Genomic DNA, 23966 nt, shown 5'->3' with positions numbered 1-23966 from the left:
GATGGGACTCAAGATTAGCTCGCTGCTTATGAGCGCACTTGCCGTGATGCTCGGTATCGTCGTTCATGAAAGCGCGCATGCGCTCGCAGCCTACGCGCTGGGCGACAAGACCGCTCGCTCCCGCGGTCGAGTTTCGCTGAATCCTTTGCGCCACATCGACCCCTTTGGCACCATCTTGCTGCCGTTGCTGATGATCGCCGCCGGCGGCCCCGTGTTCGCGTTCGCAAAGCCGGTGCCGGTGTACCTCAATAATCTCAAGCATCCCAAACGGGACGAGGTCCTCGTTTCTATCGCGGGACCCGCGTCAAACATCATTCTTGCCTGCGTGGGCGCCGCGATTCTGTCCCTCGTCGCCTCGGAAGCAGTTGCCGTCGCTCTGCCCACGGCGGTGCTGAGCGCCCTCGTCGACTTCTCGTTCACGTTCATCTTCGTCAATCTCTCGCTTGCTTTCTTCAACCTCATCCCGTTGCCGCCGCTTGATGGCTCGTCCATCTTGGTGCCGTTCCTCAAGGGCGATGCGTTGCATGCGTATTACCGAATCCAGCAGTATGCGATGCCCATCCTAATCGTTGTTCTGTACCTGCTTCCCATGGTTACGGGTATCGACCTGATCGGTATGTATTTCGATGCCACTGTATATCCTCTGGGCGACGTCCTCGTGTCGCTGGCTCTCGGTCGGTAGTGCGCTAAACTACCTACGTATTTGTTCTTATTCGATCGCAAGAGGAGGCCGGCGTTGTCCTATCGAGTTTCCACGCAGGTCTACTCGGGGCCGTTCGATCTGCTGCTTCAGCTTGTAAGCAGGCAAAAAGTCGATATCGGATCGATCTCTATCGCCGAAGTGGCCGAACAGTATCTCGCCGAGGTCGAGCGACTGGAAGCCCTCGATCTCGATGTGGCCAGCGATTTTCTTCTCGTGGCCGCCACGCTGCTCGACATCAAGGCCGCTTCGCTTGTTCCGGATGAACCCGTCCGCTCGCGTTTGGACGAGGAGGAGCAGGAGGAGTTCGCCGAACTTGATGGCGATGCGCTGCGCGAAGTGCTTATCGCGCGCCTGATCGCCTACAAGCAGTTTAAGGGCGCGGCGGCGGCGCTCGGTGCGCGCATGGAGGCCGAAAGCCGCATGCATCCGCGCGTCGCCGGTCCCGACCCGGAGTTTCTCAACCTCATGCCCGATTATCTTGCTGGCATCACCCTGCGCGGCCTTGCGGTCATCTGCGCCGATATCGATGGCCGCCGCGAGAAGTTCCTGCTCGAGGCCGAGCACGTGGCGCCGCGGCGCATGCCCATCGAGCTCACCGTCGCCTCCGTAGACCGCGTTACCATCGCGCGACCCCATCTGACGTTTCGCGAGCTGCTCGATGGCCAGGCTACGACGGAGCAGCTCGTTGCCGCGTTCCTTGCCATCCTCGAGCTTGCAAAGCGTGGCTCGGTCACGCTCGAGCAGGAGGAGAACTTCGGAACCATCTCCATTCATCGCGTTGCAGGGGCTGCGGAATACCGTCCCGGCGATGCGCTCGCCATCGAAGGGGAGTAACGCATTATGGCAGAATTGACGACGCTCGGACCCTCCTCGCTGAAGGGGGCTCTGGAAGCGCTGCTACTCGTTTCAAGCGACCCGGTAAGCGCGGCCACGCTGGCTTCCCATCTCGATGTCGCACCGGGCGAGGTCGCCTCGCTCCTGGCCGAGCTCCAGGTGGAATACGAAGAGGCCAATCGTGGATTTCAGCTGCGCGAGGTGGCTGGTGGTTGGCGGCTGTTCACGCATCCGGCCTTTCACGAGCAGGTCGAGTCCTATGTTCTCTCGTGGGACACCCAGAAGCTCAGTCAGGCCGCCCTGGAGACGCTTGCGGTGATCGCCTACCATCAACCCGTCACGCGCGAGGCGGTGAAGGGCATCCGCGGCGTCAACTCGGACGGCGTGATCTCCTCGCTTGTCGATAAAGGCCTTATCCGCGAGATGGGTCGTGACCCCGAACGTGGTCAGGCCATCCGTTACGGTACCACCACCGTGTTTCTCGAGAAGTTTGGCCTGCGCAGCGTGAAAGATTTGCCCGACCTCGAGCAGTTCGCCCCCGACGAGCAATCGCGTCAGTTTATTCGCGAGCGCCTGTCTGGTCGTTCGATTCAGTCGACGCTTGAGGAAACCGAAGAGGACTTGGAGGAAGAACGCGATCTGATCGACTCCTCCTATGAACTCGATGCACCTAGGGAGGATGCACATGAGTAGCCCCGCGTTTCGACCTGATGAACGCCTCGTTCCCATGCGCCTGCAGCGGTTTCTCGCCCGCGCCGGCGTTGCGAGCCGTCGCGGGTCCGAGGACCTCATGACGGCCGGCAGGGTATGCGTCAACGGCATCGTCACCACCGAGCTCGGCAGCAAGGTCGACCCTGCATGCGACCGTGTTACGGTGGACGGCGTCCCCGTGGTCCTTGGCGCCGGTGCCACGTATATCATGCTCAATAAACCTGCCGGTTTCATTACCACGATGCGCGATCCGCATGGGCGGCCAACGGTTGCCGAGCTCGTTCCGACCAGGCGCTACCCCGGGCTTTTTCCCGTAGGGCGCTTGGACCTGGACACCACCGGATTGTTGCTCTTTACCACGGACGGTGATTTCGGTCAGGCCCTGCTCCATCCCTCGCATCATGTATGGAAGACGTATCTCGCGCTGGTCGACGGCATCCTGGAGGACGATGAGCTCGAGCCGCTGCGTCGCGGCATCGAGCTCGATGACGGCCTATGCCAGCCCGCGCGCTGCCGGCTTCTTACCAATCGCGAGATTCGCCAGGTCTATTCCGGTCGTCCGCCCGCATACACGACCTTCGTCGAGGTGAAGATTCGCGAAGGCAGGAAGAACCAGGTGAAACGCATGCTTTCGATAATTCACCATCCTGTCCTGGAGCTGCACCGGACGCAGTTCGGTTCGCTGCGCCTCGACGATCTTCCCATGGGGGAATGGCGCGAGCTCGATTCCTCTGAAGTCGCGCTTCTCAAAGACGATGCAGGCATCTCCTAAGCCTGCCTTATACGACCGAAAGGACGCATCACCCATGATCGTTGCTATCGACGGCCCCGCCGGTTCGGGTAAATCAACTATCGCGCGCGAGCTCGCGCATCGACTCGACTTCGAGAAGCTTGATACAGGTGCCCTGTATCGGACCGTCGCGCTTTCATGTGTTCGCGACGGCATCGACCTTGAAGATGAGGCGGCGGTGTGCGCGCAGGCTCGTTCGGCTTGCATATCGTTTGACTCTTCCGGGGATGCGACGCGCATCTCGCTTGATGGCGACGATGTCAGCGAGGCCATCCGCACCCCGCAGATCGACCGCGTCGTTTCGAAGGCCTCGGCATATCCTGGCGTTCGCGAGGCCATGCTGCCTGTTCAGCGCAGCTTCGCCGAAGGCCGCAACGTTGTCGCCGAAGGACGTGATATCGGTACCGTCGTTTTCCCTAACGCCCAGGTTAAGGTCTTTCTCACCGCTGACCCGCGCGAACGCGCGCGCCGTCGCGTGCTGCAGCGTCATGAGGGCGAAGTCGTTTCCGCAGCTCAGGTCGAGTCCGAGGTAGATGAGACCCTTCGCGACCTCGAACGGCGCGATGCCCTTGATTCGACCCGCGAGACGGCACCTTTGCGTCCGGCCGACGACGCTGTGCATATTGACTCCTCGTCCTTCACGATCGAGGAGGTCGTGGCAGCCATCTCGCGCCTCATCGACGAGGAGGCAGAATAATGAAGGTGTTCGGAGGTGCTCCCGACGAGTACTACGAGTCAGATATGGCGGATTTTCCGCGGCGCGTGCGCATGCTATACGCGATCGTCCTGGCGGTCGTCTTTGCTTTCACCAAGATCATGTGGCGCTGGACGATGGCCGACGAGGGCCATCTTCAGCCTTCCGGGGATACCGGCCGCGTGATCATCTGCAATCACACGTCGATGGCCGAGGTCCCCGCGCTCGTAGCGTACCTTTGGTCGAAGGGCCATCGTGTCCGCCCGATCTTCAAGTCGGAGTTCAACGGCAACGGACTCGTTCGCTGGGCGTTCGCCCGTACCGGCGGCATTCCCGTCGAGCGCGGCACCGCCGACATGAAGAGCCTGCGTCGCGCGCAGCACGCCTTGCAGCGCGGCGAGGATATCCTGATCTTCCCCGAGGGCACGCGCGTGCGCTCTGACGATCAAGAGGTCCAGGTACACGGAGGCTTCGCACTGATCGCGCAGATGGGCAAGGCCGCTATCGCGCCGGTTGGCGTCTGCGGTTTTCGCGACGTCACGCCGGAGGGCAAGAAGCTCATGCGTCCCGTTACCTGCTGGATGAAAGCGGGGGCTCCGGTTTCGTTCGATGATGCCCCCGTCGAGCTTAAGCGCAAGGAGCGCGTGCAGTGGATCGAGGACGAGGCGGTTCGCCGTATGTACGCGCTTCGCGACGACCTTCGTCGCGAGCATCCGGGTAGGCGATAGCCATGGCGTCATCTCAGGTCGTGCGCATTCGCGTGGCCCAGCACGCCGGTGTGTGCTACGGCGTCGAGCGGGCCCTCAAGCTTACCATCGACGCTGCGAGCGCGGCGCGCCAGCCTGTTTGCACGCTGGGTCCGCTCATCCATAATCCGCGCGTCGTTGCCGAGCTATCGGCTGCAGGCGTCGGCACGGCAGGTTCCGTGGACGAGGCCGAAGCGGGGACGCTCGTCATTCGCGCCCACGGGGTCGTACCGCAGGCTATCGAATCGGCCAAGCAGCACGGACTCGACGTGATCGATGCCACGTGCCCGTACGTCAAAAAGGTTCATCACGCTGCCGCCCGCCTCGCGGCCGACGGCTATCAGGTTATCGTTGTAGGGGAGAGCGGCCACCCCGAGGTCGAGGGCATCCTGGGCCATGCCGGCGACGGCGCCGTCGTCGTGTCAGGAATCGATGACCTGAACGATATCGTTCTTGGCAAGCGCGTAGGCGTTGTGGTGCAGACCACGCAAACCGATGAGCGACTGGGCCAGGTCGTGGCTTCGCTCGTTGCTCGCGTGGGCGAGGTTCGCGTTATCAACACGATCTGCAAGGCCACGCACGAGCGACAGGAAAGCGCCGAGAGGCTCGCGTCGAGCGTCGACGCCATGGTCGTTATCGGCGGCAAGAACTCGGGCAACACGCGCCGCCTCGCTCAGATCTGCGCGGCCCAGTGTCCTTCCACCTACCACGTCGAGGATGCCGACGAACTCGATCCCATCTGGTTCCAAGATGTCCGCAACATCGGCCTTACCGCGGGTGCCTCCACGCCGCCTGCCCATATCCACCAGGTGATCGATCGCCTGGTGGCCTGTAATCCAGACTCTTCTGTTGAATGGAATCGTGACTGAGCATGACGAAACCGACCGTTCCCGCCTATGCCTCCACTCCCGCGAACTACGGGGCGAGGCGCGGGACCGTACCCGCCGAGGCGTTTCGCGGCGCGCTCGTTGTGGCGGTTCGCCCAGATTCGCCCGCATACGATGCCGGCATCGAGCCGGGTATGTACATTTCGCACGTGAACGACCAGTCGCTCACGGATATGATCGTCTGGCTATGGGAGGCTGACGAGGACGAGGTCGAGCTGACGGTGTTCGATCCGAGCGACGACACGTCAACGCCCTGCGTGCTGGAGCGTTTTCCCGGCGAGGACTGGGGCCTTACATTCAACGACGCCATCTTCGATGAGATGCGCACCTGCGTGAACGCGTGCGTGTTCTGCTTCATGCGGATGCTGCCCAAGGAGAGCCGCGATACGCTCACGATTCGCGACGACGATTACCGACTCTCGTTTCTGCAGGGCAACTTCGTAACGCTCACCAATATGAGCGACAGCGATGTCGAGGAGGTTATCGACAAGTTCCTCTCGCCCATGAACGTCTCTATCCACGCCGTGTCGCCCGACGTGCGGCGCAGCCTTATCGGCCGCAATGCCGGGCGCGGTATCGAGGTGCTCGAGCGCTTGATGGATGCGGGAATCGAGATTCACGCCCAGATCGTCTTGTGCCCGGGCCTCAATGATGGCGACGAGCTCGATCGGACGCTTCGCTATTGCGAAGCGCATCCGTCTATCACGAGCCTCGGGATCGTGCCGCTCGGATTCACCAAGCACCAGGATCGCTTCGCCTCGTCGTATTCGGATGATTGGCGTGCGGCACGGGCGGTGGTTGAACAGGTTCGCCCGTTTCAGGAGCGGGCGTTCGAGCGTTTCGGTCGCCATACGTTCCAGATGTCCGATGAGTTCTACCTCGCTGCGCGCCTCGATCCCCCTCAGGCCGACTTCTACGACGGCTACCCGCAGTTTTATGATGGCATCGGCATGATCAGATCCTATCTGGACGATACCGACGCCGTTCTCGCCGACGCCGCGCGCGTTCGTCGCACGGGCGATGCGCTTCGCTCGCTCGGTCTTCGGCTCGTCGTCATCTCGGGAGAGGCGGCGCGCGACACCGTGGCGCGCTTCGTCGAGTCCCCCGAGCTCTCGGGTGAGGCCCGTGCCATCAAGAACTACTATTTCGGCGGCAACGTCAACGTTACGGGGCTTATCTGCGCATGCGATATCCTCGACCAGCTCGAGACCGACCTGGGACGGGTTATGCTCATTCTGCCCGAAGTCATGTTCAACGCCGACGGCCTCACGCTGGACGGGTATCATCGTGAGCACCTGCTCACTTTGCTGGAAGAGCGCGGGGCTCGTGCGCTCTGTTCTTCCACCGCGCCTCAGGAGCTCCTCTCGTTTATCGAGGGCGACCTGGGGCTCTAGCCGTATCGTAATTCTTCTTATCGAGGAGCGTCTATATGAAACCTATCGTCGCCATCGTCGGCCGACCGAATGTCGGTAAATCCACGTTGGTGAACCGCATCGCGCAGACCGCCGACGCCATCGTCCATCAGAGCCGCGGCGTTACGCGCGACCGCAGCTACCACGATGCCGATTGGAACGGCCGCGAGTTCACGCTTGTCGACACCGGCGGTATCGAGCCGCTGAAAAGCGAGGATATCTTCTCGGGCTCCATTCGCGACCAGGCGCTCGCCGCCTGCGAGGAGGCCTCCGCGATCCTGTTCGTGGCCGACGGCACCACCGGCGTCACCGAGGAAGATGAGAGCGTTGCGCGCATGCTCAAGCATGTCAAGGTCCCCGTGTTCCTCCTCGTCAACAAGCTCGACAATCCCGAGCGCGAGGCCGACAACCTTTGGGAGTTCTACTCGCTGGGCGTGGGCGAGCCTATCCCCGTGTCGGCGCTGCACGGCCATGGCACGGGCGACCTGCTTGACGATATCGTCGCGCTTTTCCCCGATGAGGAGGAGCTGACCGAGGACGACGACCCCGACATGATCTCGGTCGCCATCATCGGTCGTCCCAACGCCGGTAAATCCTCCCTGTTCAACAAGATCATCGGATCCGATCGGTCCATCGTGTCCAACGTCGCCGGCACCACGCGCGATGCCATCGATACGATCGTCGAACGCAACGGCCGCCGCTACCGCATGGTCGACACGGCGGGCATCCGTAAGAAGAGCACCGTCTACGAGAACATCGAGTACTATTCGATGGTTCGCGGCCTGCGCGCCATCGACCGCGCCGATGTCGCACTGCTCGTCATCGACTCGTCCGTTGGCATGACCGAACAGGATCAGAAGGTCGCCAACCTCGCCATCGAGCGCGGTTGCGCACTGGTGATCCTGCTCAACAAGTGGGACCTCCTCACCACCGATCGCGAGCGCGAGCACATGATGGAGACGGTTGACCGTCGCATGACGCTTGCACCCTGGGCCAGCTACCTTCGTATCTCGGCGCTCACCGGCAGGTCGGTCGAGAAGATCTGGCAGCACATCGACGCCGCCGCAGCCGCTCGTGCAAGCAAGGTGTCCACGTCGAAGCTCAACCAGATGCTCACCGAGATGCGCGAGTTCGGACACACCGTGGTCGATGGCAAGCGTCGCCTGCGCATGCACTACGTAACCCAGACGGGCTCCAAGCCGCCGACCTTCACGTTCTTCGTCAACCATACCGATTTGGTTAACGATACGTACAAGCGCTATGTGGAAAACCGCATGCGCGCCGCCTTCGATTTCAAGGGGACGCCGATTCGACTGCGTTTCCGCAAGAAGGACCAGAAAGCCAAGGAGGCGTAAGGGTTGATGGACGATTTCGCGCGTGCCTTGATCGTGACGGCCGTCTGCTGCGTGGCCGCGTACTTCCTGTGCGGTATCCCCTTCGGCAAGATCTTGGGCAAATGCCTTGGGAACGTCGATATCCAGCAGGCCGGTTCGGGCAACATCGGCACCACGAACGCCCTGCGTGTCGCGGGGCCGAAGGTTGCTGCGCTCACGCTGCTCTTCGACCTACTCAAGGGTACGGTATGCGTCGTCGCCGCCCGCTGGCTCATCCCGGTGCTCGGGCTCGGAGCGCCCGCATGGTCGCTGGTTCCGGGTGCTTCGGGAGACTGGCTTGTCGTGCTTGTTGCACTGGCAAGTCTCTATGGGCACATCTTCTCACCGTACCTGCACTTCCATGGCGGCAAGGGTATCGCCACGGGCGTCGGCATCCTGTTCGGCTACTGCTGGCCGCTCGCGCTCGTCCATCTCGGCATCTTCATCGTGCTTGTCGCGCTCACCAAGTTCGTTTCACTCGGTTCGATCGTCACGGCCGGCCTCGTTCCTCTTACCATGTTCGTGACGTTTCCCTCCATGGGCCCCGCCGCCCTGGCCCTATGGGCCGTCCTTGGTTGGACGGTCGTATGGGCCCATCGCGCCAACATCGCACGCCTGCGCGCGGGCAAGGAATCGAAACTGTCGTTTACCAAGCGTGTGACCACGAAGGATGATGAGTGATGAAGATCGCCCTTATCGGTTCCGGTTCATGGGGCACGGCCGTCGCCGGCCTCGCCGCCGCGCATGCCGACTCAGTGGTCATGTGGGCCCATGGCGACGAGACCGCTCGTGGGATCAACGAGCATGGTCGCAATCCGCGCTATCTCTCCGACTACGAGCTTCCTGCCAACATTGCCGCGACCGCGAGCATCCAAGAAGCGCTCAAGGGGGCAGACGGCGTCGTGTTTGCAGTCCCTTCCGCCCACCTTCGCTCCGTTGCGCACGATGCGGCCGATTTCATGGATAGCGCGACGCCCGTCCTCTGCCTTACGAAGGGCGTCGAGCCCGGCACCGGGTTGCTGATGAGCGAGGTCATCGCCGATGAAATCGGCCATCCCGAGCGTATCGCCGCCCTTTCCGGCCCCAATCACGCCGAAGAGATCTGCCGCGGCGGACTTTCCGCCGCCGTCATCGCCTCCGAGGATCCCGCGATCAGCGATTTCTTTAAACGCCTTCTTATCACCCAGGCGTTTCGCATCTATGTCTCGCACGACATGGTGGGTGTCGAGACATGCGGTGCCATGAAGAACATTATCGCCATCGTCTGCGGCATCTCCGCCGGCGCCGGATACGGCGACAACACCCTCGCCCTCATCATGACGCGCGGCCTTGCCGAAATCAGCCGCGTCGTCAGCGCGCGCGGGGGCGATCCCATCACCTGCATGGGGCTCGCGGGTATGGGCGACCTCGTTGCCACCTGTACGTCCGAACATTCCCGCAATCGCAGCTTCGGCGTCGCGTTCTCCCATGGCGTGAGCCTCGATGAATACCAGGATAGCTCCCATATGGTCGTCGAGGGTGCAGCCGCCGCGATCAGCGTCGCCGAGCTTGCGGACCGCCTCGGGGTCGAGGTGCCGCTCACCTCGGTGCTCAACCGCACGCTCTTCCATGGTGGTACTATCGCAGAGGCGCTGGAGTTGCTCACTGACCGCTGCCCCACGCAAGAGTTCTACGGTATCGACGATTAGGAGAGTGTCGACCATGCACGATTCCGTTCTGGTATCCCCGTCTATCCTGTCCGCCGACATGGCGCACCTCGCCGACGATCTGGATAAGATCGCCGGCGCCGACTATATTCATATCGATGTGATGGACGGCCATTTCACGAAGAACCTGACGTTCGGCGCCGGCATCGTGGGTGCATGCAAGCGCTCTACCGACGTACCGCTCGACGTTCATATGATGGTTACCAATCCCGATGACACCGTCGATTGGTATATCGATGCGGGCGCAGATCTTATCACGATCCACTTCGAGGCTTCTACGCATCTGCACGGCACGCTCAAGCATATTCAGTCGCGCGGCGTGAAGGCCGGCGTCGTCCTCAACCCGGCAACCCCCGTGAGCCTCCTCGAGAACATCATCGAAGACGTCGACGCGGTGCTGCTCATGAGCGTCAATCCCGGTTTTGGCGGCCAGTCCTTTATCGAGGGCACCTTCGCCAAGATTCGCGAGCTGCGCGCACTGTGCGAGCGCCACGGCGTCTCTCCGCTCATCGAGGTCGACGGCGGCGTGTCCCGCAAGAACGTCGAAGCTGTTTGCGCCGCCGGTGCCAACATGGTAGTTGCCGGCTCGGCGGTTTTCGGCGCCGATGACCCTGCATCCGAAATCGATGTCATTCGCGAGCTCGGAACTCGCGGTCTTGCATCGGCGCGTGGCTAAACATGCTGGATAACGATTCGCTCGCCGCCCTCGTCGATCTCGACTACGCCGCATCAACGCCCATGCGGCCCGAAGCCATACGGGCCCAAGAAGCGTACGATCGCGCTGCGTATGCCGGCGCCAATCCCAACTCCCTGCATTCCCTTGGGCGCGCCGCCCAGACGGAACTCGAGGCCTGCAGGCGTGCCGTCGCGGCGACCTTCGGTCGTTCGGTGCGCGCTTCCGAAGTCATCTTCACCGGCGGCGGAACGGAATCGAATCACCTGGCCGTACACGGTATCGCCGCCGGCGTTCGCCAGCGCGACCATGCTCGCAACCGCGTAATCATCTCGGCAATCGAGCACGATTCCATCCTCGATAACGTGGGGCTGCTGCGCAATGCGGGCTTTGCCGTCGACCTCGTGTCGCCGTGTCGTCGCGGCTATGTCGAGCACGAGGCCCTCGAAGCGCTGATGGGGTCCGATGTCGCGCTGGTATCCATCATGCTCGCCAACAACGAGACGGGTGTCATCCAGCCCGTTCGCGAACTCGCGTCCGTGGCGCATGCCTATGGCGCGCGATTCCATGCCGACGCTGTCCAGGGCTGGCTGCACACGCCGTTCGACGTGCGCGACCTCGGGGTCGATGCCCTTTCGGTGGCAGGTCATAAAGTCGGCGGGCCCGTGGGGATCGGCGCGCTCTACCTCAAGAGCCGCACGCCCGTGCAGCCGCTGATGCACGGCGGCGGTCAGGAGGGAGGTCTGCGCCCCGGCACACAGGACCTTCGCGCCATCGTTGGCTTTGCCGCAGCCGCGCGCGAGCTCCACGATCGCATCGATAAGGATGCCGCTTTCGTACGCGACTGCTCCGATGCGCTCTACGAGCGTCTGTGCGCACACGAGCGCATCAAGCCCACCATGGAAGATCCGGCCGCCGTTCCACGTCTGCCCGGTATCGTCTCCATCATGGTTCGTGGTTTCGAATCCGAGGAGCTGATTCTCAAGCTCGATGCCGCCGGCTTCGCCGTTTCCGCCGCTTCGGCATGCTCGAGCGGATCTATGGATGCAAGCCATGTGCTCACGGCGATGGGCATCTCCAAGAACGAAGCCCTGGGGTCCCTTCGAATCTCCTTCGACGATCGCGTGGATGCGCCATCGCTTGACCGATTCGCAGATGCCCTCGAGCAGATCATCGCTTAAGGAGCGCCATGAAGGTTCAAGATCTACTCGCGTCGCTGCTGGACCGTTACCCGCTTGCAACCGCCGAAGCCTGGGATCACGTCGGATTATCTGTTGGAGACCCTTCAGATGAGGTCCGTCGCGTCGCCGTGGCCCTCGATGTAACCGAGGCGGTTCTACGTGAAGCGCATGCACGCGGCTGCAACGTGCTTGTAACGCATCATCCCGTATACATCAAAGCACCCGGTGCCTTTTGCCCGCCTCATCGCGATGCACCGAGCTCATCGGGAGCGGTCTTTACTGCCATACGGCTTGGCATCAGCATCATCTCGCTTCATACGAATCTCGACCGTTCGCTTGAGGTGCGCGCGAAGCTACCGGAGCTGCTTGGCGCATCGGCCCGCTCCTCGCTCGAGTTTCCCGAACAGCCTATGAATCCAGGGCTGGGTTCGCTCGTCGATATGCCGGCATGCACTGTCGAAGACCTTGCAGCTCGATGCGCCGATGCCTTCGACACCACCCCGCGCGTTTGGGGAGATCCCACATGTCGCGTGCATACGCTGGCGATACTCGGCGGCTCGCTCGGCGACTTCGGAGTCCAAGCGATTGCCGCGGGCGCCGATGCCATTGTTTGCGGCGAGGCAGGCTATCACGTCTGTCAAGACCTTGCCCAACGCGGTATATGCGTCATACTCCTCGGTCATGACGCGTCCGAGCTACCGTTCGTGGATATATTGGCAAATTCTGTGTACGAGAGCGGTATCGCACCTGCCGATGTGGCTACAATAAGCACCTCACATCAATGGTGGACCTATACAAAAGGAGAGCGCTCATGACCGACGGGTCGACGTTATTGAAACTACAGGAACTCGATCTGGAGCTTGAGCGTTTAACCACCGAGCTCAACAGTATGCCCGAGATCCGCGAACTCGCCAAAAAGCGCAAGGCATACCAGAAGCTCAAGCAGGATGCCACCAAGCTGCTTGCCCAGCGCAAGGATATCGAGAACGAACTTTCCGAGCTCGATGAAAACGAGGCCTTCTGCATGGCTGCCGTCGACCAGGCTCAGTCCGAGATGGCGGATCCTGCGAATTACCATGTCGTTCGCGATCTCGAAGTGCAGCTTTCCAGCATATCCAAGCGTCTCGATAAGATCGAGTTCACGCGTAAGGAGAAGCGCGCTGCCCTTACCAAGGTGCTCGATGCCGAAGCCTATGCGAGCGACTATATCGCTAAATTCGAAGCCTCTGTCATCTCCGACACGCGGATGGCGCGCGAGAAGGCCGCCGGCCTGCAAAATGATATAACCGTCAACAAGGCACGTAGGCAGGCGCTCGTGGACGGTATGGACCGGGCTCTCTATGAGCGTTACGAGGCCGCATCGAAGCGTTTCCGCGGGCTGGGTGTTGAGAAGCTCGAGGGCACCGTCCCAAGTGTCTGCCGCACCGCGCTGTCCCCATCGTCTATGGACGAGCTCGCCTCTATGGATGAGGTAGGGGAGTGCCCGTACTGCCACCGCATCATCGTTCGTTCGGTCGTGGAGTAATCATGTCACATCAGCCTTCGCATCAGCCATGTGTGCTGTTGTGCGTCACGGGCTGCATCGCGGCTTATAAGGCTTGCGAGATCACCCGCCTTCTCCAGAAGGCGGGTGTTCGCGTAAAGGTCCTCATGACGGACCACGCCATGCAGTTCGTTGGACCCACGACATTCCGCGCGCTTACTGGAGAAAAGGTCGCTTGCGGCCTGTTTGACGACCCTGAAGACCCTATTCACCATATCTCTCTTGCCCAGGAAGCCGATCTGGTGCTTGTCGCACCAGCCACCGCCAATATCATCGCGAAGATGGCGCACGGTCTTGCCGACGATCTGCTGAGTACGACCCTTTTGGCCACCAAGGCCCCCATCGCCATCGCGCCCGCTATGAATACCGGTATGTGGGAGGCGGCAGCTACCCAAGAGAATATCGAGACGATCAAGCGACGTGGTTGCCGGGTTATCGAACCGGTTGACGGCAGGCTTGCATGCGGTGATGTCGGATCGGGCAAGCTGGCGCCGGTCGATGGTATCGTTGATGCCGCCCTGCGGCTCCTTCGTGGTTCCAACCTGCTTTCCGGCCGCAGCGTCCTGATCACGGCGGCCGGAACGCAAGAACCAATCGACCCGGTTCGCTTCATCGGTAACCGCTCTTCCGGTAAATTCGGATACGCCCTTGCCCGCGCCGCCCGAGACCTCGGCGCTTCCGTCACCCTTGTATCGGGCCCCTCGTCGTTGGCTGCACCTAGCGGCGTCGAACGTATCGATGTGGGCACGGCTGCCGAGATGTACGATGCGGTCGACAGCCTTTTCACTGGCGCGGACCTGCTGATCTGCGCCGCCGCCGTCGCGGACTACACCCCCGCCCACACGGCCTCGCACAAGCTCAAGAAGGCCTATGAGCACCTTGATGCCATCGAGCTGGTTGAAACGAAGGACATACTTGCAGCCATGACGGCTAAAAAGGGGGAGCGCGTCGTCGTAGGCTTTGCCGCCGAGACCAACGACCTGCTCGACCATGCCCGCTCCAAGCTCGTCGCGAAGAAATGCGATGCGATCGTCGCCAACGACGTATCGCAACCCCATTCGACGTTTGGAGCCGACACCGATAAGGTCTGGTGGATTACAGCTGATGGAGACGAGGAGCTTCCGCTCGCGCGCAAGGAGGACCTCGGCTACGCCATTATCCAACGGGCTGCGAAGCTTCTTCCGTAGCAAACAGGGCGCCCTCGTGCAGGCATAAGCACGAGGGCGCCCTGTTATTAACGGTCGGCATATATACAAAAAAGGCCGGTTCATAAGAACCGGCCTGTAAGCTTCTGGTCGGGACGACTGGATTCGAACCAGCGACCCCTTGACCCCCAGTCAAGTGCGCTACCAAACTGCGCCACGTCCCGAAGCGTTTGTGCTGCGTGTCTTGCAGCAAGGAATAATATACTCATATGACTCGATCGATGCAAGGACTTTTTTAAAAAAGTTTTCGGCAAGTTTTAAAGGCGTGCATTCGCGAACAGTTGCGTTGGATCGATGCGAAAGGGGCCATTCTCTTTTTTTGAAGTCCTGGGCACACTCTGGATGGCAATCCCCTCAAATGGGTATGATGACTTACGTATATTTTCTAGAGCAGTTAGGATCCTATCGTGGGACTGAGGAAGAAGATCAAAAAGGAGCTCATCGGAACCTCCGATTATCCATCCAATAAGATCTTTACCATTTCGAATTTCATTACCTTCCTCCGCCTAATTCTTACGTTTGTATTCCTGTATCTGTTCGTCACTGACTACAACCGTTACGTCGCTCTCGCCATCTATGCGATCGCTGCGTCCACGGATTGGCTGGACGGGCAGATTGCACGAATGACTAAAACGGTAAGCTGGCTGGGAAAGATGATGGACCCCATCGTTGATCGCGCTCTGCTTTTCACCGGCGTCGTGGGCCTCGTGGCTCGAGGCGAGCTTCCGTTTTGGATCTGCGTCGTTCTCATCGGCCGAGATATCTATCTTGGCCTTGGCAATCTTGTTGTTCGTCGATACCACAAACGACCCATCGATGTCGTCTTTTCAGGCAAGGCGGCCACCGCGCTTCTCATGAGCGGGTTTTCGCTTATGCTCCTCGGATTGCCCGTCGTGGACGGGATCGGGATACTTCCCGCTAGCTGGACGGCGTTCCCCGGCCTTAACGGTGCTGCGGCGCCGCTCGGTATCTATTTCGTCTACCTGGGGGTCGTCTTCTCCGTGGCAACTGGCGCCATCTATACGGCTAAGGGCGCCATGGCTATGAAGCAGGCCCTTGAACATCCTGAAGATGAGGAGGATGACTACCTCAATCCGGAGATTATTGATTCTGACGAATAGAATCAAACAGGTTCTCCGGCACTCTCCTGAGGTACACTAGAGAGTATCCGTTTTCTATTGCAGGAGTGGCTTTATGTCTCATATGTTTACCAATGAATCGAGCACCAATTCCTCTGCCGATTCCACCCGTGTGTTCCGCATGCCGCTCGACGATGCCACCTCGCCTGATCTCATGAGGAGCAGGACCATCACCAAGCCCGTGCTCTCCATCATCAAGGGACCCCAGTCGGGCAACATGTTCGAGCTCGAGCCCGTGGAAACCACCATCGGCCGCGATCCTGCAAACAGCATTTTCCTGAACGATATGACCGTCTCTCGCAGCCACGCTAAGATCGTTTACAACGGATCCGGAGCCCTTATCGAAGACCTCGGGTCCCTAAACGGTACCTGGGTCGATGGAGCCATCGTAAACTCCGCGCCCCTTCATGATGGCTCCTCTGTCCAGATTGGCACGTTTACGCTTATCTATCATGAAAGCGCCCCCGTTCTTATCGAGACTGGTGAGTAGCTTGGCCGAGCGCAGCTATCTGAGCATCGGACAGGTTGTCAATTTACTTCGCGGAGCATATCCAGATCTTTCGAACTCAAAAATCCGGTTTCTGGAAGACGAAGGGCTTATCACGCCGCATCGTACGCCAAAGGGCTATCGTCAGTACTCTAAGGAGGACGTCGATCGGCTTGAGGTTATTCTTCATCTTCAAAAGACGCGTTATATGCCGTTAAACGTTATCAAGCAGAAACTTGATAGCGCCACCGATCTCTCTACACTTGCTTTTGAAGTTGGATTGCTGTCGGACGTACCCATGAAGGCACAGCCGAAGGAAACCAAGCAGAAACTGCATCCTATCGAGGATATGCCGGATTTGCTCGGAGTCGAAATCTCATTTGTTCGCTCGCTCGCCGACAATGACTTGATTCGCATTATCCGGAGCCCTCAGAATAGGGAACTGGTCGATGGTCGCGATTTCGACATCATTCGCCACTGCGCTGAGCTTTCGCGATTCCATATCGAACCGCGAAACTTGCGGCAGTATGTGTCCGCTGCCAATCGAGAGTCGACTATGTTCGAACAAGTCCTTATCGGCATGCTCGGCATGGATGACTCCGATGAAGACCGCGAGGCAAAGCTCGAGCGTGCATTCAACAAGCTGCACGACCTGACCGATGGAGTGCGTACGGCCCTTCTAAAGAACAGGGTATTCGAGTCCCTCAATGCAATCGTTGAGGATGCCGACGTCGACAGCATCGACGAAGAATTGTCGAAAGCTCGCAAGGCAAAGGATGACGATTCTCGCGCATCTGACCACGCGAAGATTCTTCCGCTCGATACATCCCCTCGAGCTAAGCAATCATCGCATATCATTCGCAAGTAGCCGCTGGCTGACAAGCTTACAAGGAGTTGTGTATGAGCGAGTTTGACTACGCTTCGCTGATTACGGACATTCCCGATTATCCCGAACCGGGTGTTGTGTTTAAGGACATCACGCCGCTTTTCGCGGATCCAGAGGGGCTTCGTCATACGATTCTGGCGATAGCCGACCATTTCCGTGATGCGGGCGTCACGAAGATCGTTGGCCCCGAGGCGCGCGGGTTCATCGTTGGCGTTCCCGTTGCCATGGAGCTTGGGGCCGGCTTTATCCCTGCGCGTAAGCCGGGTAAATTGCCTCGAGAAACCTACTCGGTCAGCTATGAACTCGAGTACGGCACCGATTCGCTTGAAATTCACGCCGATGCGATTCAACCGGGTGACAAGGTGCTCATCGTCGATGACCTAATCGCCACCGGCGGCACCGCCGCCGCCACGGGCAAGTTGATTTCCGAGGTTGGAGCCGAGCTTGTGGGCTATGCCTGCATTCTAGAGCTTGAGTTCCTCAATCCTCGTGCCGCGCTGGCAGAAGCGGGCGATCAGGAGCTTTTCAGCCTCGTGAAGGTCCACTAGTTTTAAAGTTGCTAAAAGCGCCTAGCTCGCAAATGAGCCGGGCGTTTTTTTGAATGGTAGCAGCTCGATATTATTCGGTAGGAAGCCCGCTAAAGCTTAGATAGCGCATAAGGAACGTCTTTGAGGCAAACGCATGGGCGGCAGTCCGAACCAGCAACGACTCTCGTGTTACTTGCTGTGCGGTGTCGGCCGAAGCGCGTGGGGGATTGCTGAAAGCACAGCGAATCGCCTCGGTTACCTCGCAAGCTGTGTAGTCGTATGCGATTTCATCAGGATAGGTCATCAATTGAATTTGGAAGAGCTGCTGAATCGCTGCGATTGAGAGCACTTGCTTAAATAGGCAGATAACGAGAAGCCGCGCGATATGGGTGCGGTCGTACTGTTTTTTAACCGGCGCGGCAACAAGACCGAGTTTCACATAATTGTTGATCATCGACGGAGTTACCCAAGGTCCGCTCGAAGGCAATCCAAGAGGGGAGAGCACGCGCTCGATGTAGCTAATGACCTGCTCTCGGTAAAGCGGCATATCGGGAAGATCCCGATAGAACGGCATGTCGAATTGAAGCGCGGTATGCACGTCCTTGCTAGCAAGAAAGGCATCCGGAAGAATCGTGGGACGGATTTCTTCGAGCCTAATGGCTTCGGAATGGTCGGACATGGGGATAATGGGTTTTTGTTCCATGCTGCTTACCTGTCATGAGTAGCTGCCACATGGCATCTTGTTCTAACACAAACAATTATACATAGAGTATAGAACTGTTCCATCTAGTTCTGTATACTACGTATAGTTTTCCAAAGCAATCATGAGCCTTACAGGTAAGAGGTGTCCTCATGTCTTGGTGTATCGCCGCAGATTCGAGCTGCAACCTTCGATCGTTTGTACCCACCGCTCCTGAAACTTCATTCCGATTGGCACCGTTAAAGGTGCATGTAGGGGATCGCGAGTTCGTTGATGACGCCCAGCTCGATGTTGCCGAGCTTACCATGGCGATCGCTGCCGAGGACACTGCCACTTCGAGCTCTTGTCCGAGCATTGGAGAGTGGGCCGAGATCTTCCGAAGCGCTGATAACATAATTGCGATTACCATCTCTGCTAGCTTGTCCGGTAGCTACGAGGCCGCGCAGATGGCTCGCACCATGATTATGGATGAATACGTTCGTGAACACGCGGGAAGCATTGCCGGCAAGAATATCTATATCCTAAACTCGCGCGCCGCAGGCGGTAAACTCGAGGTCCTAGTTCGCTTACTCGATGCCTATCTGAAACAACCGCATGCATTTGAGGATGTTGTCGCTTTCATCGATCATGCTGAGGAGTCGTCTCAGGTTCTTTATTCGCTTAGCAGATACGAAAACCTCGTAAAAAGCGGTAGGATGCCTCGTGGTGTTGGATCCATCGCATCAAAGCTCAATATTCGAATCCTTGGCACAGCATCATCGGAAGGAACAATCAAGCTAATCGGCTCCACGCGTGGAGAAAAGAAAACGATTAACAAGATTGTAGACACCATGGCTTCCAATGGTTTTTCGGGCGGCAGCGTCTCTATCGATCACAGGGATAACGCCGATGGAGCTTTGGGCATCAAAGAGGCTATTCTGCAACGATGGCCCATGGCAACTGTCCACATCGAATCGTGTGGCGGCCTCTGTTCGTACTATGCCGAAGAATCTGGGTTATTGATAGGCTACGAGTGGGCATAGTCGGGCCAAAGTGATCTTATTGTATTCCAACATAAAACCCGCCCGGTCTTTGGCACGCTAGACCGGGCGGGATGCTTTACAGCACAGCAACTTAACATAAGATATATTATCACGAAATTAACGTACGCCAGAAAGAGCGATCTGCCACGCTATGCGACCCTCGCATGAAGCTAGTACTGGAGATAGGCGTTTGCCGCATGGGCGGCAATAGCTCCATCTGCGGCTGCAGTGACGATTTGGCGAAGCGGTTTCGAGCGCATGTCGCCAGCGCAAAACAGCCCAGGTGTTCTCGTTGCCATAAGTTCATCCGTCAAGACGCCACCATCTGGACCAAGATCAACATACGGCTCCACAAGATCAATTACGGGATTATTGCCTGCGAAAACAAAGATTCCGAATGATCCCATGGGGTATGACTCGGTATAGCGTTCTTCGGTGGTATTGTCTCGAAATGTAATGCTAGACAACAACGTGCCTCCATCAACAGCGGCAATCGACGTGTTGAATCGAATCGAAACATTTTCCTGACTTGCAAGCCTGGCAACAAGCCCGCGCTCGGCTCGAAACTCATCACGTCGGACGACCATCGTCACCGAATTGGCGATCTTCGCCAGATACAGACCCTCTTCAACGGCAGAATTGCCACCGCCGACAACGAACACATCTTTGCCTCGGTAAAACATGCCGTCGCATGTAGCGCAATACGAAACGCCGCGTCCTCGATACGTTTCTTCACCCTCAAAGCCGGCAGGACGAGGCACCGCTCCCGTAGTCACGATCACAGTGCGTGCGAGAATCTGCTTATCGCCGCAATGAAGAGCAAATGAGCCGTCATCAAGCTTGTAGAGTTTTTCTACCATCTCATAATGAGTTGCTACGCCCGCAGATTCAGCGTGCTCTTGAAACTTCTGACCAAGTTCGGCTCCCGAGATCACGGGGATAGCAGGGTAGTTTTCAACCATATCCGAAGTAGCTATCTGGCCTCCCGGCATACCTTGTTCGATTACGACCGTGTTCAAGCTTGCACGTGATGCGTATATACCTGCGGTATAGCCGGCAGGACCGCCGCCGATGATGGCGACATCATAAAGCATGGTGTTATCCATGGTATTCCTCCAATCGTTCTTTATGTCTGGTACCCCAAGTGAAACACTCTCATCACATCTTCGGCGTAGAATATCGAAAAGCGAGGATTGAGGGGTGATCATGAGCGAATCCGATCGTACGGTGACTGAGCTAGCCAATTCTTCTAGTACGCCGGAGGTGTCGAAACGTCCGGTTGTCACCATTGTCCATGCATCAGTCGGCTCAGGACATCGTGCAGCTGCGAATGCGATCGCCGACGCATTCGAACGTCTTCGTGGTGTTCATAGGGTACCTAATGATATTGAAGTCGAAGTTCTGGATATCCTCGACTTTGGTCGCATTAAATTTGACGGCAATAAAACAGCAGCGGCATTTACGGGCGCATCCAGACCCATCTACGATATAACCTGGCGATACACGCTTACGGGGCGACTGCTCTGGGGCGGCGGTTCCATTTGGTCCCGTGTGATGTTCCCACGCTTTAACGATTATATTCGTGAGAAGAAGCCTCTTGCCGTTATCTGCACGCATATCACTGCGGCAAATGTAGCTGTAGGAGCTCGCATGATTACTGGAATTGACTTTCCACTTGTGTGCGTTCCCACAGATTACGAAATTGAAGGACTCTGGCCCCATAAAGAAACGGATCTATTCTGTGTCGCCAGCGAGTTTATGGCAGAAACCCTTCGGCCACGCAAGGTTGATGAAAGTCGAATCCTGATCACCGGCATTCCTGTGCGCGGTGGATTTGATGACCCCGATTTCAATACTTCAGACGTACTTCGAAGATTCAATCTGCCCGAAGATAAAAGCATCGCACTTGTTCTTGCCGGCGCCAGCTTGCCCCAGCCATACGTACGGTTTCGAGCCGCAATCGAGCAAACACTCCCCTATCTCCGCCGTTTTCATCATATGCACTTTGTCTTCCTACCGGGAAAAGACGAGGAGTATTCCCGTAATCTCAAGGCGATATTCAACGGCATGAAGCTTGATAACGCCACAGTGCTTGACTATGTTGATGACATGGCAGCGTTAATGAGGGCGAGTAATGTTGCGATCTTGAAATCGGGCGGTCTAACAGTAACCGAGTGCCTATGTGCGGAGTTGCCCATGATTCTCGTTGGCAAGTCGTATGGCCAAGAAAAAGCCAACACAACCATGCTTTCTTCCTATGGCGCAAGCCTGCATGTTACAACTGCTCGAGAACTCGTTGATGCCCTTGATCGCGTCCACGATCATCCGGAGATACTCGATGCGCTCCTGGTAAACGCTCGCTCCATCCGCCGGCCCAACGCAGCCGATGACATCGTTACAGCTTCCATGGAACTTGTCGGCGTTCCCCGCGAGCGCGATCGCTACCTGTTCGCATTCTATGTTGGACATAAACCAGCGCACGTTCGCTAGGGGTAAGCAGTATCGCCCGGCACGAATGTGCCGGGCGATACCAAACTAAGGATCATGCTCGAGCGGATAGATGAGAGCCGCTCATCGGCTAGCACGTTCCGCTTGAACCGAATCCACCAGCGCCGCGATCAGTTGCATCGAGCTCATCGACCACGGTCAACGTTACGACAGGAACCTCCTGGATAACAAGCTGAGCGATTCGCTCACCCTTCTCGATTTGAATGTCGTTCACGGGATCAAGGTTGATAGCGATGATCTTAAGCTCGCCTCGATAATGGGAGTCGATGAGTCCAGGGGTGTTTACAATCGACAACCCGCGTTTGAGGGCAAGTCCAGAGCGTGGCTGAACAAACCCGGCATAGCCTTCAGGTATAGCGATGGCAAGGCCGGTTGGGATGAGCACTCGTTCGAAGGGTTTGAGAACGAGGGTCTCCAGGGCCCGTAGATCGAGCCCTGCATCACCCGCATATGCATATGACGGAATCACGGCTTCAGGGTCAAGACGCTTGATGGGCACGGTAATGGCACTCACAAATCTCACCTCAATTTATTGAGTTCTTGAATAAATTCATCGACATCTTTGAAATCGCGATAAACCGATGCGAATCGAATATATGCGACCTTGTCAATTACCTGCAGGCGCTTAAGCACCATATCGCCGATTTCATGAGAGCTAACAGCGGTGCGCGTGCTTTGGCGAAGCTCGCTTTCAATATCGTCGATTAGCGCATTAAGCTGCGGGAGGTCTATATCGCGCTTAGAAGTTGCTCGCATTAGACCAACGAGCAACTTGTTGCGATCGAATGGCTGCGTCGAACCGTTGCTCTTAACAACTTCAATCTGATCCTCGCACCGCTCAAAGGTGGTGAAACGATAGCCGCACGATTTGCACTCACGTCGGCGTTTTGTTGCATTTGCCGCCTCCTGCATGCGGGAATCAATAACCCTGGTATCGGCAGCACCGCATTTTGGGCAACGCATGGATGCCCCCTTTCATCCGCTGGTACTGCATAAGGTTACCACTGAATGAAAGAAGGCCCCCTCAAAACATCTAAACGCCTTGAGGCACCAAAAGCTTCTGGCCGACGTCGAGCTGCGCGACATCCATATTGTTCCATTCCTTGATCGCTTCCATGAGTTGAGTTACGGGGACACCCTCGATACCATGGGTTCGTGCGATATCCCAAAGTGTTTCTCCCTGTTGCACGTCAATGGAAACAAGAGGCGCCTGGGTTAATGCACGATATGCGCTATAAGACTTATAAGCGTTGAGCCCAACTACGACTAGGAGCAGGGAAAGCGCTAGCGCGAACACAATGTATGCATAGCGAACCGGAGTTGCCTTCGAAGGCGCGGCGACGGTTCCGCCCCGTACTACAACGAAACGACGCGACCCATCATACGGGCGCGTGGCCTCGAGGGCCATAGCCAAGCTGCCATCCACTGCATTCCAACCATTCATCTTTGCTCCTCTCGTGAATTCGTACATGAATACTTATAGCGCGTCAAGCGGACATGAAGTCTGGACACGGAACGAGTGTTCGTATACCATTATCTTCGAACAGTTGTTCCGGTCAATAGGGAATCGAACATTTGTTTGGGGAACGGAGGAGGCCATGGCACGCAAGATCACGAAGCGCCAGCAGCAGATCTACGACTTTATCCGCAGCTATCAGCAGGAGAAGGGGTATCCTCCCAGCGTACGAGAGATGGCCGCGGCCGTTGGCCTTTCATCGCCTTCCACCGTTCACGCCCATCTCAATGCGCTTGAGGAACACGGGCTGATCAAGCGTGATGCCACGAAGCCGCGCGCGCTCGAATTGTTTAACGAGGACGGGTCTTCGGCCAAGCTTGCTCATGTCGAAGAAAACCCCTCTCGTGGCACGGTCTCACTGCCCCTCGTCGGTCGCGTGGCGGCTGGTATTCCCATTCTGGCTGAACAGAATGTAGAGGACACGTTCACGCTGCCCACGGAAATCGCGACGGACTCTTGTTCGTTTATTCTTGAGGTCCACGGCGATTCGATGATCAACGCAGGCATTTATAATGGTGACTACATCGTGGTTCGCGAGCAACCGAACGCCATGAATGGCGAAATCGTCGTTGCAATGATCGACGGGAGCGCTACCGTTAAAACGTTTTACAAGGAATGCGGCCGCGTACGCCTCCAACCCGAGAATGATGCGATGGAGCCCATCTATGCAACGAATCCCACCATCCTGGGAAAAGTCGTAGCATTGATGCGCAGGCTGTAGGA

28 protein-coding genes and 1 tRNA gene are annotated in these 23966 nt (G+C 58.0%); 23 read left to right on the top strand and 6 right to left on the bottom strand.

Translation table 11 applies throughout. The features are described 5' to 3' along the window. Position 1: 1 nt before the first annotated feature. From E4J93_RS04515 to coaBC, 16 genes are read left to right on the top strand one after another with little or no spacing between them, the layout of a single operon-like run. Positions 2 to 682: a site-2 protease family protein gene (locus tag E4J93_RS04515; RefSeq protein WP_147588282.1), complete on the top strand. Its 681-nt coding sequence runs from the start codon at positions 2 to 4 to the stop codon at positions 680 to 682. A gap of 54 nt (positions 683 to 736) precedes the next feature. Next, positions 737 to 1537: a ScpA family protein gene (locus E4J93_RS04510; RefSeq protein WP_147588281.1), complete on the top strand. Its 801-nt coding sequence runs from the start codon at positions 737 to 739 to the stop codon at positions 1535 to 1537. A gap of 6 nt (positions 1538 to 1543) precedes the next feature. Beyond that, positions 1544 to 2230, top strand: a complete 687-nt coding sequence (scpB, locus tag E4J93_RS04505; RefSeq protein ID WP_147588280.1) for an SMC-Scp complex subunit ScpB — start codon at positions 1544 to 1546, stop codon at positions 2228 to 2230. Continuing rightward, positions 2223 to 3020: a pseudouridine synthase gene (locus E4J93_RS04500; protein WP_147588279.1), complete on the top strand. Its 798-nt coding sequence runs from the start codon at positions 2223 to 2225 to the stop codon at positions 3018 to 3020. The genes scpB and E4J93_RS04500 overlap by 8 nt, the downstream gene beginning before the upstream one ends. Before the next feature lie 34 nt (positions 3021 to 3054). After that, the gene (gene cmk / locus E4J93_RS04495; protein ID WP_147588278.1) at positions 3055 to 3735 is read left to right on the top strand and encodes a (d)CMP kinase; all 681 of its coding nucleotides are present in this window, start codon (positions 3055 to 3057) and stop codon (positions 3733 to 3735) included. Beyond that, the gene (locus E4J93_RS04490; protein ID WP_147588277.1) at positions 3735 to 4460 is read left to right on the top strand and encodes a 1-acyl-sn-glycerol-3-phosphate acyltransferase; all 726 of its coding nucleotides are present in this window, start codon (positions 3735 to 3737) and stop codon (positions 4458 to 4460) included. The genes cmk and E4J93_RS04490 overlap by 1 nt, the downstream gene beginning before the upstream one ends. Positions 4461 to 4462: 2 nt before the next feature. Beyond that, positions 4463 to 5347, top strand: a complete 885-nt coding sequence (gene ispH, locus E4J93_RS04485) for a 4-hydroxy-3-methylbut-2-enyl diphosphate reductase (RefSeq protein WP_147588276.1) — start codon at positions 4463 to 4465, stop codon at positions 5345 to 5347. A gap of 2 nt (positions 5348 to 5349) precedes the next feature. Then, the gene (locus tag E4J93_RS04480; RefSeq protein WP_147588275.1) at positions 5350 to 6759 is read left to right on the top strand and encodes a DUF512 domain-containing protein; all 1410 of its coding nucleotides are present in this window, start codon (positions 5350 to 5352) and stop codon (positions 6757 to 6759) included. Between the two features lie 35 nt (positions 6760 to 6794). Beyond that, positions 6795 to 8132: a ribosome biogenesis GTPase Der gene (gene der / locus E4J93_RS04475; RefSeq protein ID WP_147588274.1), complete on the top strand. Its 1338-nt coding sequence runs from the start codon at positions 6795 to 6797 to the stop codon at positions 8130 to 8132. 6 nt (positions 8133 to 8138) lie between these two features. After that, positions 8139 to 8831, top strand: coding sequence for a glycerol-3-phosphate 1-O-acyltransferase PlsY (gene plsY, locus E4J93_RS04470; protein WP_147588273.1), 693 nt, complete (start codon positions 8139 to 8141; stop codon positions 8829 to 8831). Continuing rightward, positions 8831 to 9838, top strand: coding sequence for an NAD(P)H-dependent glycerol-3-phosphate dehydrogenase (locus E4J93_RS04465; protein ID WP_147588272.1), 1008 nt, complete (start codon positions 8831 to 8833; stop codon positions 9836 to 9838). Before plsY ends, E4J93_RS04465 begins: the two co-directional genes overlap by 1 nt. A gap of 13 nt (positions 9839 to 9851) precedes the next feature. Next, complete coding sequence (gene rpe, locus E4J93_RS04460; protein WP_147588271.1) at positions 9852 to 10532, top strand: ribulose-phosphate 3-epimerase; 681 nt, start codon at positions 9852 to 9854, stop codon at positions 10530 to 10532. 2 nt (positions 10533 to 10534) lie between these two features. Then, positions 10535 to 11710, top strand: a complete 1176-nt coding sequence (locus E4J93_RS04455; RefSeq protein ID WP_147588270.1) for a cysteine desulfurase family protein — start codon at positions 10535 to 10537, stop codon at positions 11708 to 11710. Positions 11711 to 11718: 8 nt separating this feature from the next. Then, positions 11719 to 12525 (top strand): Nif3-like dinuclear metal center hexameric protein, encoded by an 807-nt coding sequence (locus E4J93_RS04450; RefSeq protein ID WP_147588269.1) that lies wholly within the window; start codon positions 11719 to 11721, stop codon positions 12523 to 12525. Then, positions 12522 to 13235 carry a zinc ribbon domain-containing protein gene (locus E4J93_RS04445; protein WP_147588268.1) on the top strand — a complete coding sequence of 238 codons (714 nt, stop codon included), beginning with the start codon at positions 12522 to 12524 and terminating at the stop codon, positions 13233 to 13235. Before E4J93_RS04450 ends, E4J93_RS04445 begins: the two co-directional genes overlap by 4 nt. A 2-nt stretch (positions 13236 to 13237) precedes the next feature. Further along, entirely contained in the window at positions 13238 to 14440 is a 1203-nt protein-coding gene (gene coaBC / locus E4J93_RS04440; RefSeq protein ID WP_147588267.1) for a bifunctional phosphopantothenoylcysteine decarboxylase/phosphopantothenate--cysteine ligase CoaBC, read from the top strand. A 105-nt stretch (positions 14441 to 14545) separates the two neighbouring features. Here coaBC and E4J93_RS04435 read toward each other — a convergent pair. Beyond that, positions 14546 to 14622, bottom strand: a tRNA-Pro gene (locus tag E4J93_RS04435). 243 nt (positions 14623 to 14865) lie between these two features. Between E4J93_RS04435 and E4J93_RS04430 the strand changes: the two genes are divergently transcribed. From E4J93_RS04430 to E4J93_RS04415, 4 genes are all read left to right on the top strand, one after another. Continuing rightward, the gene (locus E4J93_RS04430; RefSeq protein ID WP_147588266.1) at positions 14866 to 15579 is read left to right on the top strand and encodes a CDP-alcohol phosphatidyltransferase family protein; all 714 of its coding nucleotides are present in this window, start codon (positions 14866 to 14868) and stop codon (positions 15577 to 15579) included. A 73-nt stretch (positions 15580 to 15652) separates the two neighbouring features. After that, positions 15653 to 16087, top strand: coding sequence for an FHA domain-containing protein (locus tag E4J93_RS04425; protein ID WP_255431917.1), 435 nt, complete (start codon positions 15653 to 15655; stop codon positions 16085 to 16087). 1 nt (position 16088) lies between these two features. Beyond that, positions 16089 to 16952 carry a MerR family transcriptional regulator gene (locus E4J93_RS04420; protein WP_147588265.1) on the top strand — a complete coding sequence of 288 codons (864 nt, stop codon included), beginning with the start codon at positions 16089 to 16091 and terminating at the stop codon, positions 16950 to 16952. 32 nt (positions 16953 to 16984) lie between these two features. Continuing rightward, positions 16985 to 17518: an adenine phosphoribosyltransferase gene (locus E4J93_RS04415; RefSeq protein WP_147588264.1), complete on the top strand. Its 534-nt coding sequence runs from the start codon at positions 16985 to 16987 to the stop codon at positions 17516 to 17518. Positions 17519 to 17588: 70 nt separating this feature from the next. Here E4J93_RS04415 and E4J93_RS04410 read toward each other — a convergent pair whose 3' ends face one another. Continuing rightward, entirely contained in the window at positions 17589 to 18200 is a 612-nt protein-coding gene (locus E4J93_RS04410) for a DUF1836 domain-containing protein (protein WP_255431916.1), read from the bottom strand. 149 nt (positions 18201 to 18349) lie between these two features. Here E4J93_RS04410 and E4J93_RS04405 point away from each other — a divergent pair, with 149 nt between their 5' ends. Next, positions 18350 to 19219 (top strand): DegV family protein, encoded by an 870-nt coding sequence (locus E4J93_RS04405; protein ID WP_147588263.1) that lies wholly within the window; start codon positions 18350 to 18352, stop codon positions 19217 to 19219. A gap of 170 nt (positions 19220 to 19389) precedes the next feature. Here the strand turns inward: E4J93_RS04405 and E4J93_RS04400 are convergent, their stop codons facing one another. Further along, positions 19390 to 20325 (bottom strand): NAD(P)/FAD-dependent oxidoreductase, encoded by a 936-nt coding sequence (locus E4J93_RS04400; RefSeq protein WP_147588262.1) that lies wholly within the window; start codon positions 20323 to 20325, stop codon positions 19390 to 19392. 100 nt (positions 20326 to 20425) lie between these two features. Here E4J93_RS04400 and E4J93_RS04395 point away from each other — a divergent pair, with 100 nt between their 5' ends. After that, positions 20426 to 21709, top strand: a complete 1284-nt coding sequence (locus E4J93_RS04395; protein WP_147588261.1) for a glycosyltransferase — start codon at positions 20426 to 20428, stop codon at positions 21707 to 21709. An 88-nt stretch (positions 21710 to 21797) separates the two neighbouring features. On the opposite strand, the gene dut is transcribed toward E4J93_RS04395, so the two are convergent. The 3 genes from dut to E4J93_RS04380 all read right to left on the bottom strand — a co-directional run bounded on the left by dut (position 21798) and on the right by E4J93_RS04380 (position 23171). Then, positions 21798 to 22241, bottom strand: a complete 444-nt coding sequence (gene dut, locus E4J93_RS04390) for a dUTP diphosphatase (RefSeq protein WP_147588260.1) — start codon at positions 22239 to 22241, stop codon at positions 21798 to 21800. 5 nt (positions 22242 to 22246) lie between these two features. Next, on the bottom strand, positions 22247 to 22690 hold the full coding sequence (gene nrdR, locus E4J93_RS04385) for a transcriptional regulator NrdR (RefSeq protein ID WP_147588259.1): 444 nt from the start codon (positions 22688 to 22690) through the stop codon (positions 22247 to 22249). Between the two features lie 70 nt (positions 22691 to 22760). Then, positions 22761 to 23171 carry a LysM peptidoglycan-binding domain-containing protein gene (locus tag E4J93_RS04380; protein ID WP_187231604.1) on the bottom strand — a complete coding sequence of 137 codons (411 nt, stop codon included), beginning with the start codon at positions 23169 to 23171 and terminating at the stop codon, positions 22761 to 22763. Positions 23172 to 23325: 154 nt separating this feature from the next. Between E4J93_RS04380 and lexA the strand changes: the two genes are divergently transcribed. Further along, positions 23326 to 23964: a transcriptional repressor LexA gene (gene lexA, locus E4J93_RS04375; protein ID WP_147588257.1), complete on the top strand. Its 639-nt coding sequence runs from the start codon at positions 23326 to 23328 to the stop codon at positions 23962 to 23964. Positions 23965 to 23966: the final 2 nt, after the last annotated feature.

It is taken from the genome of Collinsella sp. BA40 (assembly GCF_008014645.1).
Lineage (GTDB): Bacteria > Actinomycetota > Coriobacteriia > Coriobacteriales > Coriobacteriaceae > Collinsella.
Note: the sequence above shows the minus strand (reverse complement) of the source record. Positions and strands in the feature narration are given on the sequence as shown.

Excerpts from the sequence above, each read along its gene's own strand:
- E4J93_RS04515 (WP_147588282.1), top strand. The coding sequence starts at position 2 with ATGGGACTCAAGATTAGCTCGCTGCTTATGAGCGCACTTGCCGTGATG.
- scpB (WP_147588280.1), top strand. The coding sequence starts at position 1,544 with ATGGCAGAATTGACGACGCTCGGACCCTCCTCGCTGAAGGGGGCTCTG.
- E4J93_RS04500 (WP_147588279.1), top strand. The coding sequence starts at position 2,223 with ATGAGTAGCCCCGCGTTTCGACCTGATGAACGCCTCGTTCCCATGCGC.
- cmk (WP_147588278.1), top strand. The coding sequence starts at position 3,055 with ATGATCGTTGCTATCGACGGCCCCGCCGGTTCGGGTAAATCAACTATC.
- E4J93_RS04490 (WP_147588277.1), top strand. The coding sequence starts at position 3,735 with ATGAAGGTGTTCGGAGGTGCTCCCGACGAGTACTACGAGTCAGATATG.
- ispH (WP_147588276.1), top strand. The coding sequence starts at position 4,463 with ATGGCGTCATCTCAGGTCGTGCGCATTCGCGTGGCCCAGCACGCCGGT.
- E4J93_RS04480 (WP_147588275.1), top strand. The coding sequence starts at position 5,350 with ATGACGAAACCGACCGTTCCCGCCTATGCCTCCACTCCCGCGAACTAC.
- der (WP_147588274.1), top strand. The coding sequence starts at position 6,795 with ATGAAACCTATCGTCGCCATCGTCGGCCGACCGAATGTCGGTAAATCC.
- plsY (WP_147588273.1), top strand. The coding sequence starts at position 8,139 with ATGGACGATTTCGCGCGTGCCTTGATCGTGACGGCCGTCTGCTGCGTG.
- E4J93_RS04465 (WP_147588272.1), top strand. The coding sequence starts at position 8,831 with ATGAAGATCGCCCTTATCGGTTCCGGTTCATGGGGCACGGCCGTCGCC.
- rpe (WP_147588271.1), top strand. The coding sequence starts at position 9,852 with ATGCACGATTCCGTTCTGGTATCCCCGTCTATCCTGTCCGCCGACATG.
- E4J93_RS04455 (WP_147588270.1), top strand. The coding sequence starts at position 10,535 with ATGCTGGATAACGATTCGCTCGCCGCCCTCGTCGATCTCGACTACGCC.
- E4J93_RS04450 (WP_147588269.1), top strand. The coding sequence starts at position 11,719 with ATGAAGGTTCAAGATCTACTCGCGTCGCTGCTGGACCGTTACCCGCTT.
- E4J93_RS04445 (WP_147588268.1), top strand. The coding sequence starts at position 12,522 with ATGACCGACGGGTCGACGTTATTGAAACTACAGGAACTCGATCTGGAG.
- coaBC (WP_147588267.1), top strand. The coding sequence starts at position 13,238 with ATGTCACATCAGCCTTCGCATCAGCCATGTGTGCTGTTGTGCGTCACG.
- E4J93_RS04425 (WP_255431917.1), top strand. The coding sequence starts at position 15,653 with ATGTCTCATATGTTTACCAATGAATCGAGCACCAATTCCTCTGCCGAT.
- E4J93_RS04415 (WP_147588264.1), top strand. The coding sequence starts at position 16,985 with ATGAGCGAGTTTGACTACGCTTCGCTGATTACGGACATTCCCGATTAT.
- E4J93_RS04410 (WP_255431916.1), bottom strand. The coding sequence starts at position 18,200 with ATGGAACAAAAACCCATTATCCCCATGTCCGACCATTCCGAAGCCATT.
- E4J93_RS04405 (WP_147588263.1), top strand. The coding sequence starts at position 18,350 with ATGTCTTGGTGTATCGCCGCAGATTCGAGCTGCAACCTTCGATCGTTT.
- E4J93_RS04400 (WP_147588262.1), bottom strand. The coding sequence starts at position 20,325 with ATGGATAACACCATGCTTTATGATGTCGCCATCATCGGCGGCGGTCCT.
- E4J93_RS04395 (WP_147588261.1), top strand. The coding sequence starts at position 20,426 with ATGAGCGAATCCGATCGTACGGTGACTGAGCTAGCCAATTCTTCTAGT.
- nrdR (WP_147588259.1), bottom strand. The coding sequence starts at position 22,690 with ATGCGTTGCCCAAAATGCGGTGCTGCCGATACCAGGGTTATTGATTCC.
- E4J93_RS04380 (WP_187231604.1), bottom strand. The coding sequence starts at position 23,171 with ATGAATGGTTGGAATGCAGTGGATGGCAGCTTGGCTATGGCCCTCGAG.
- lexA (WP_147588257.1), top strand. The coding sequence starts at position 23,326 with ATGGCACGCAAGATCACGAAGCGCCAGCAGCAGATCTACGACTTTATC.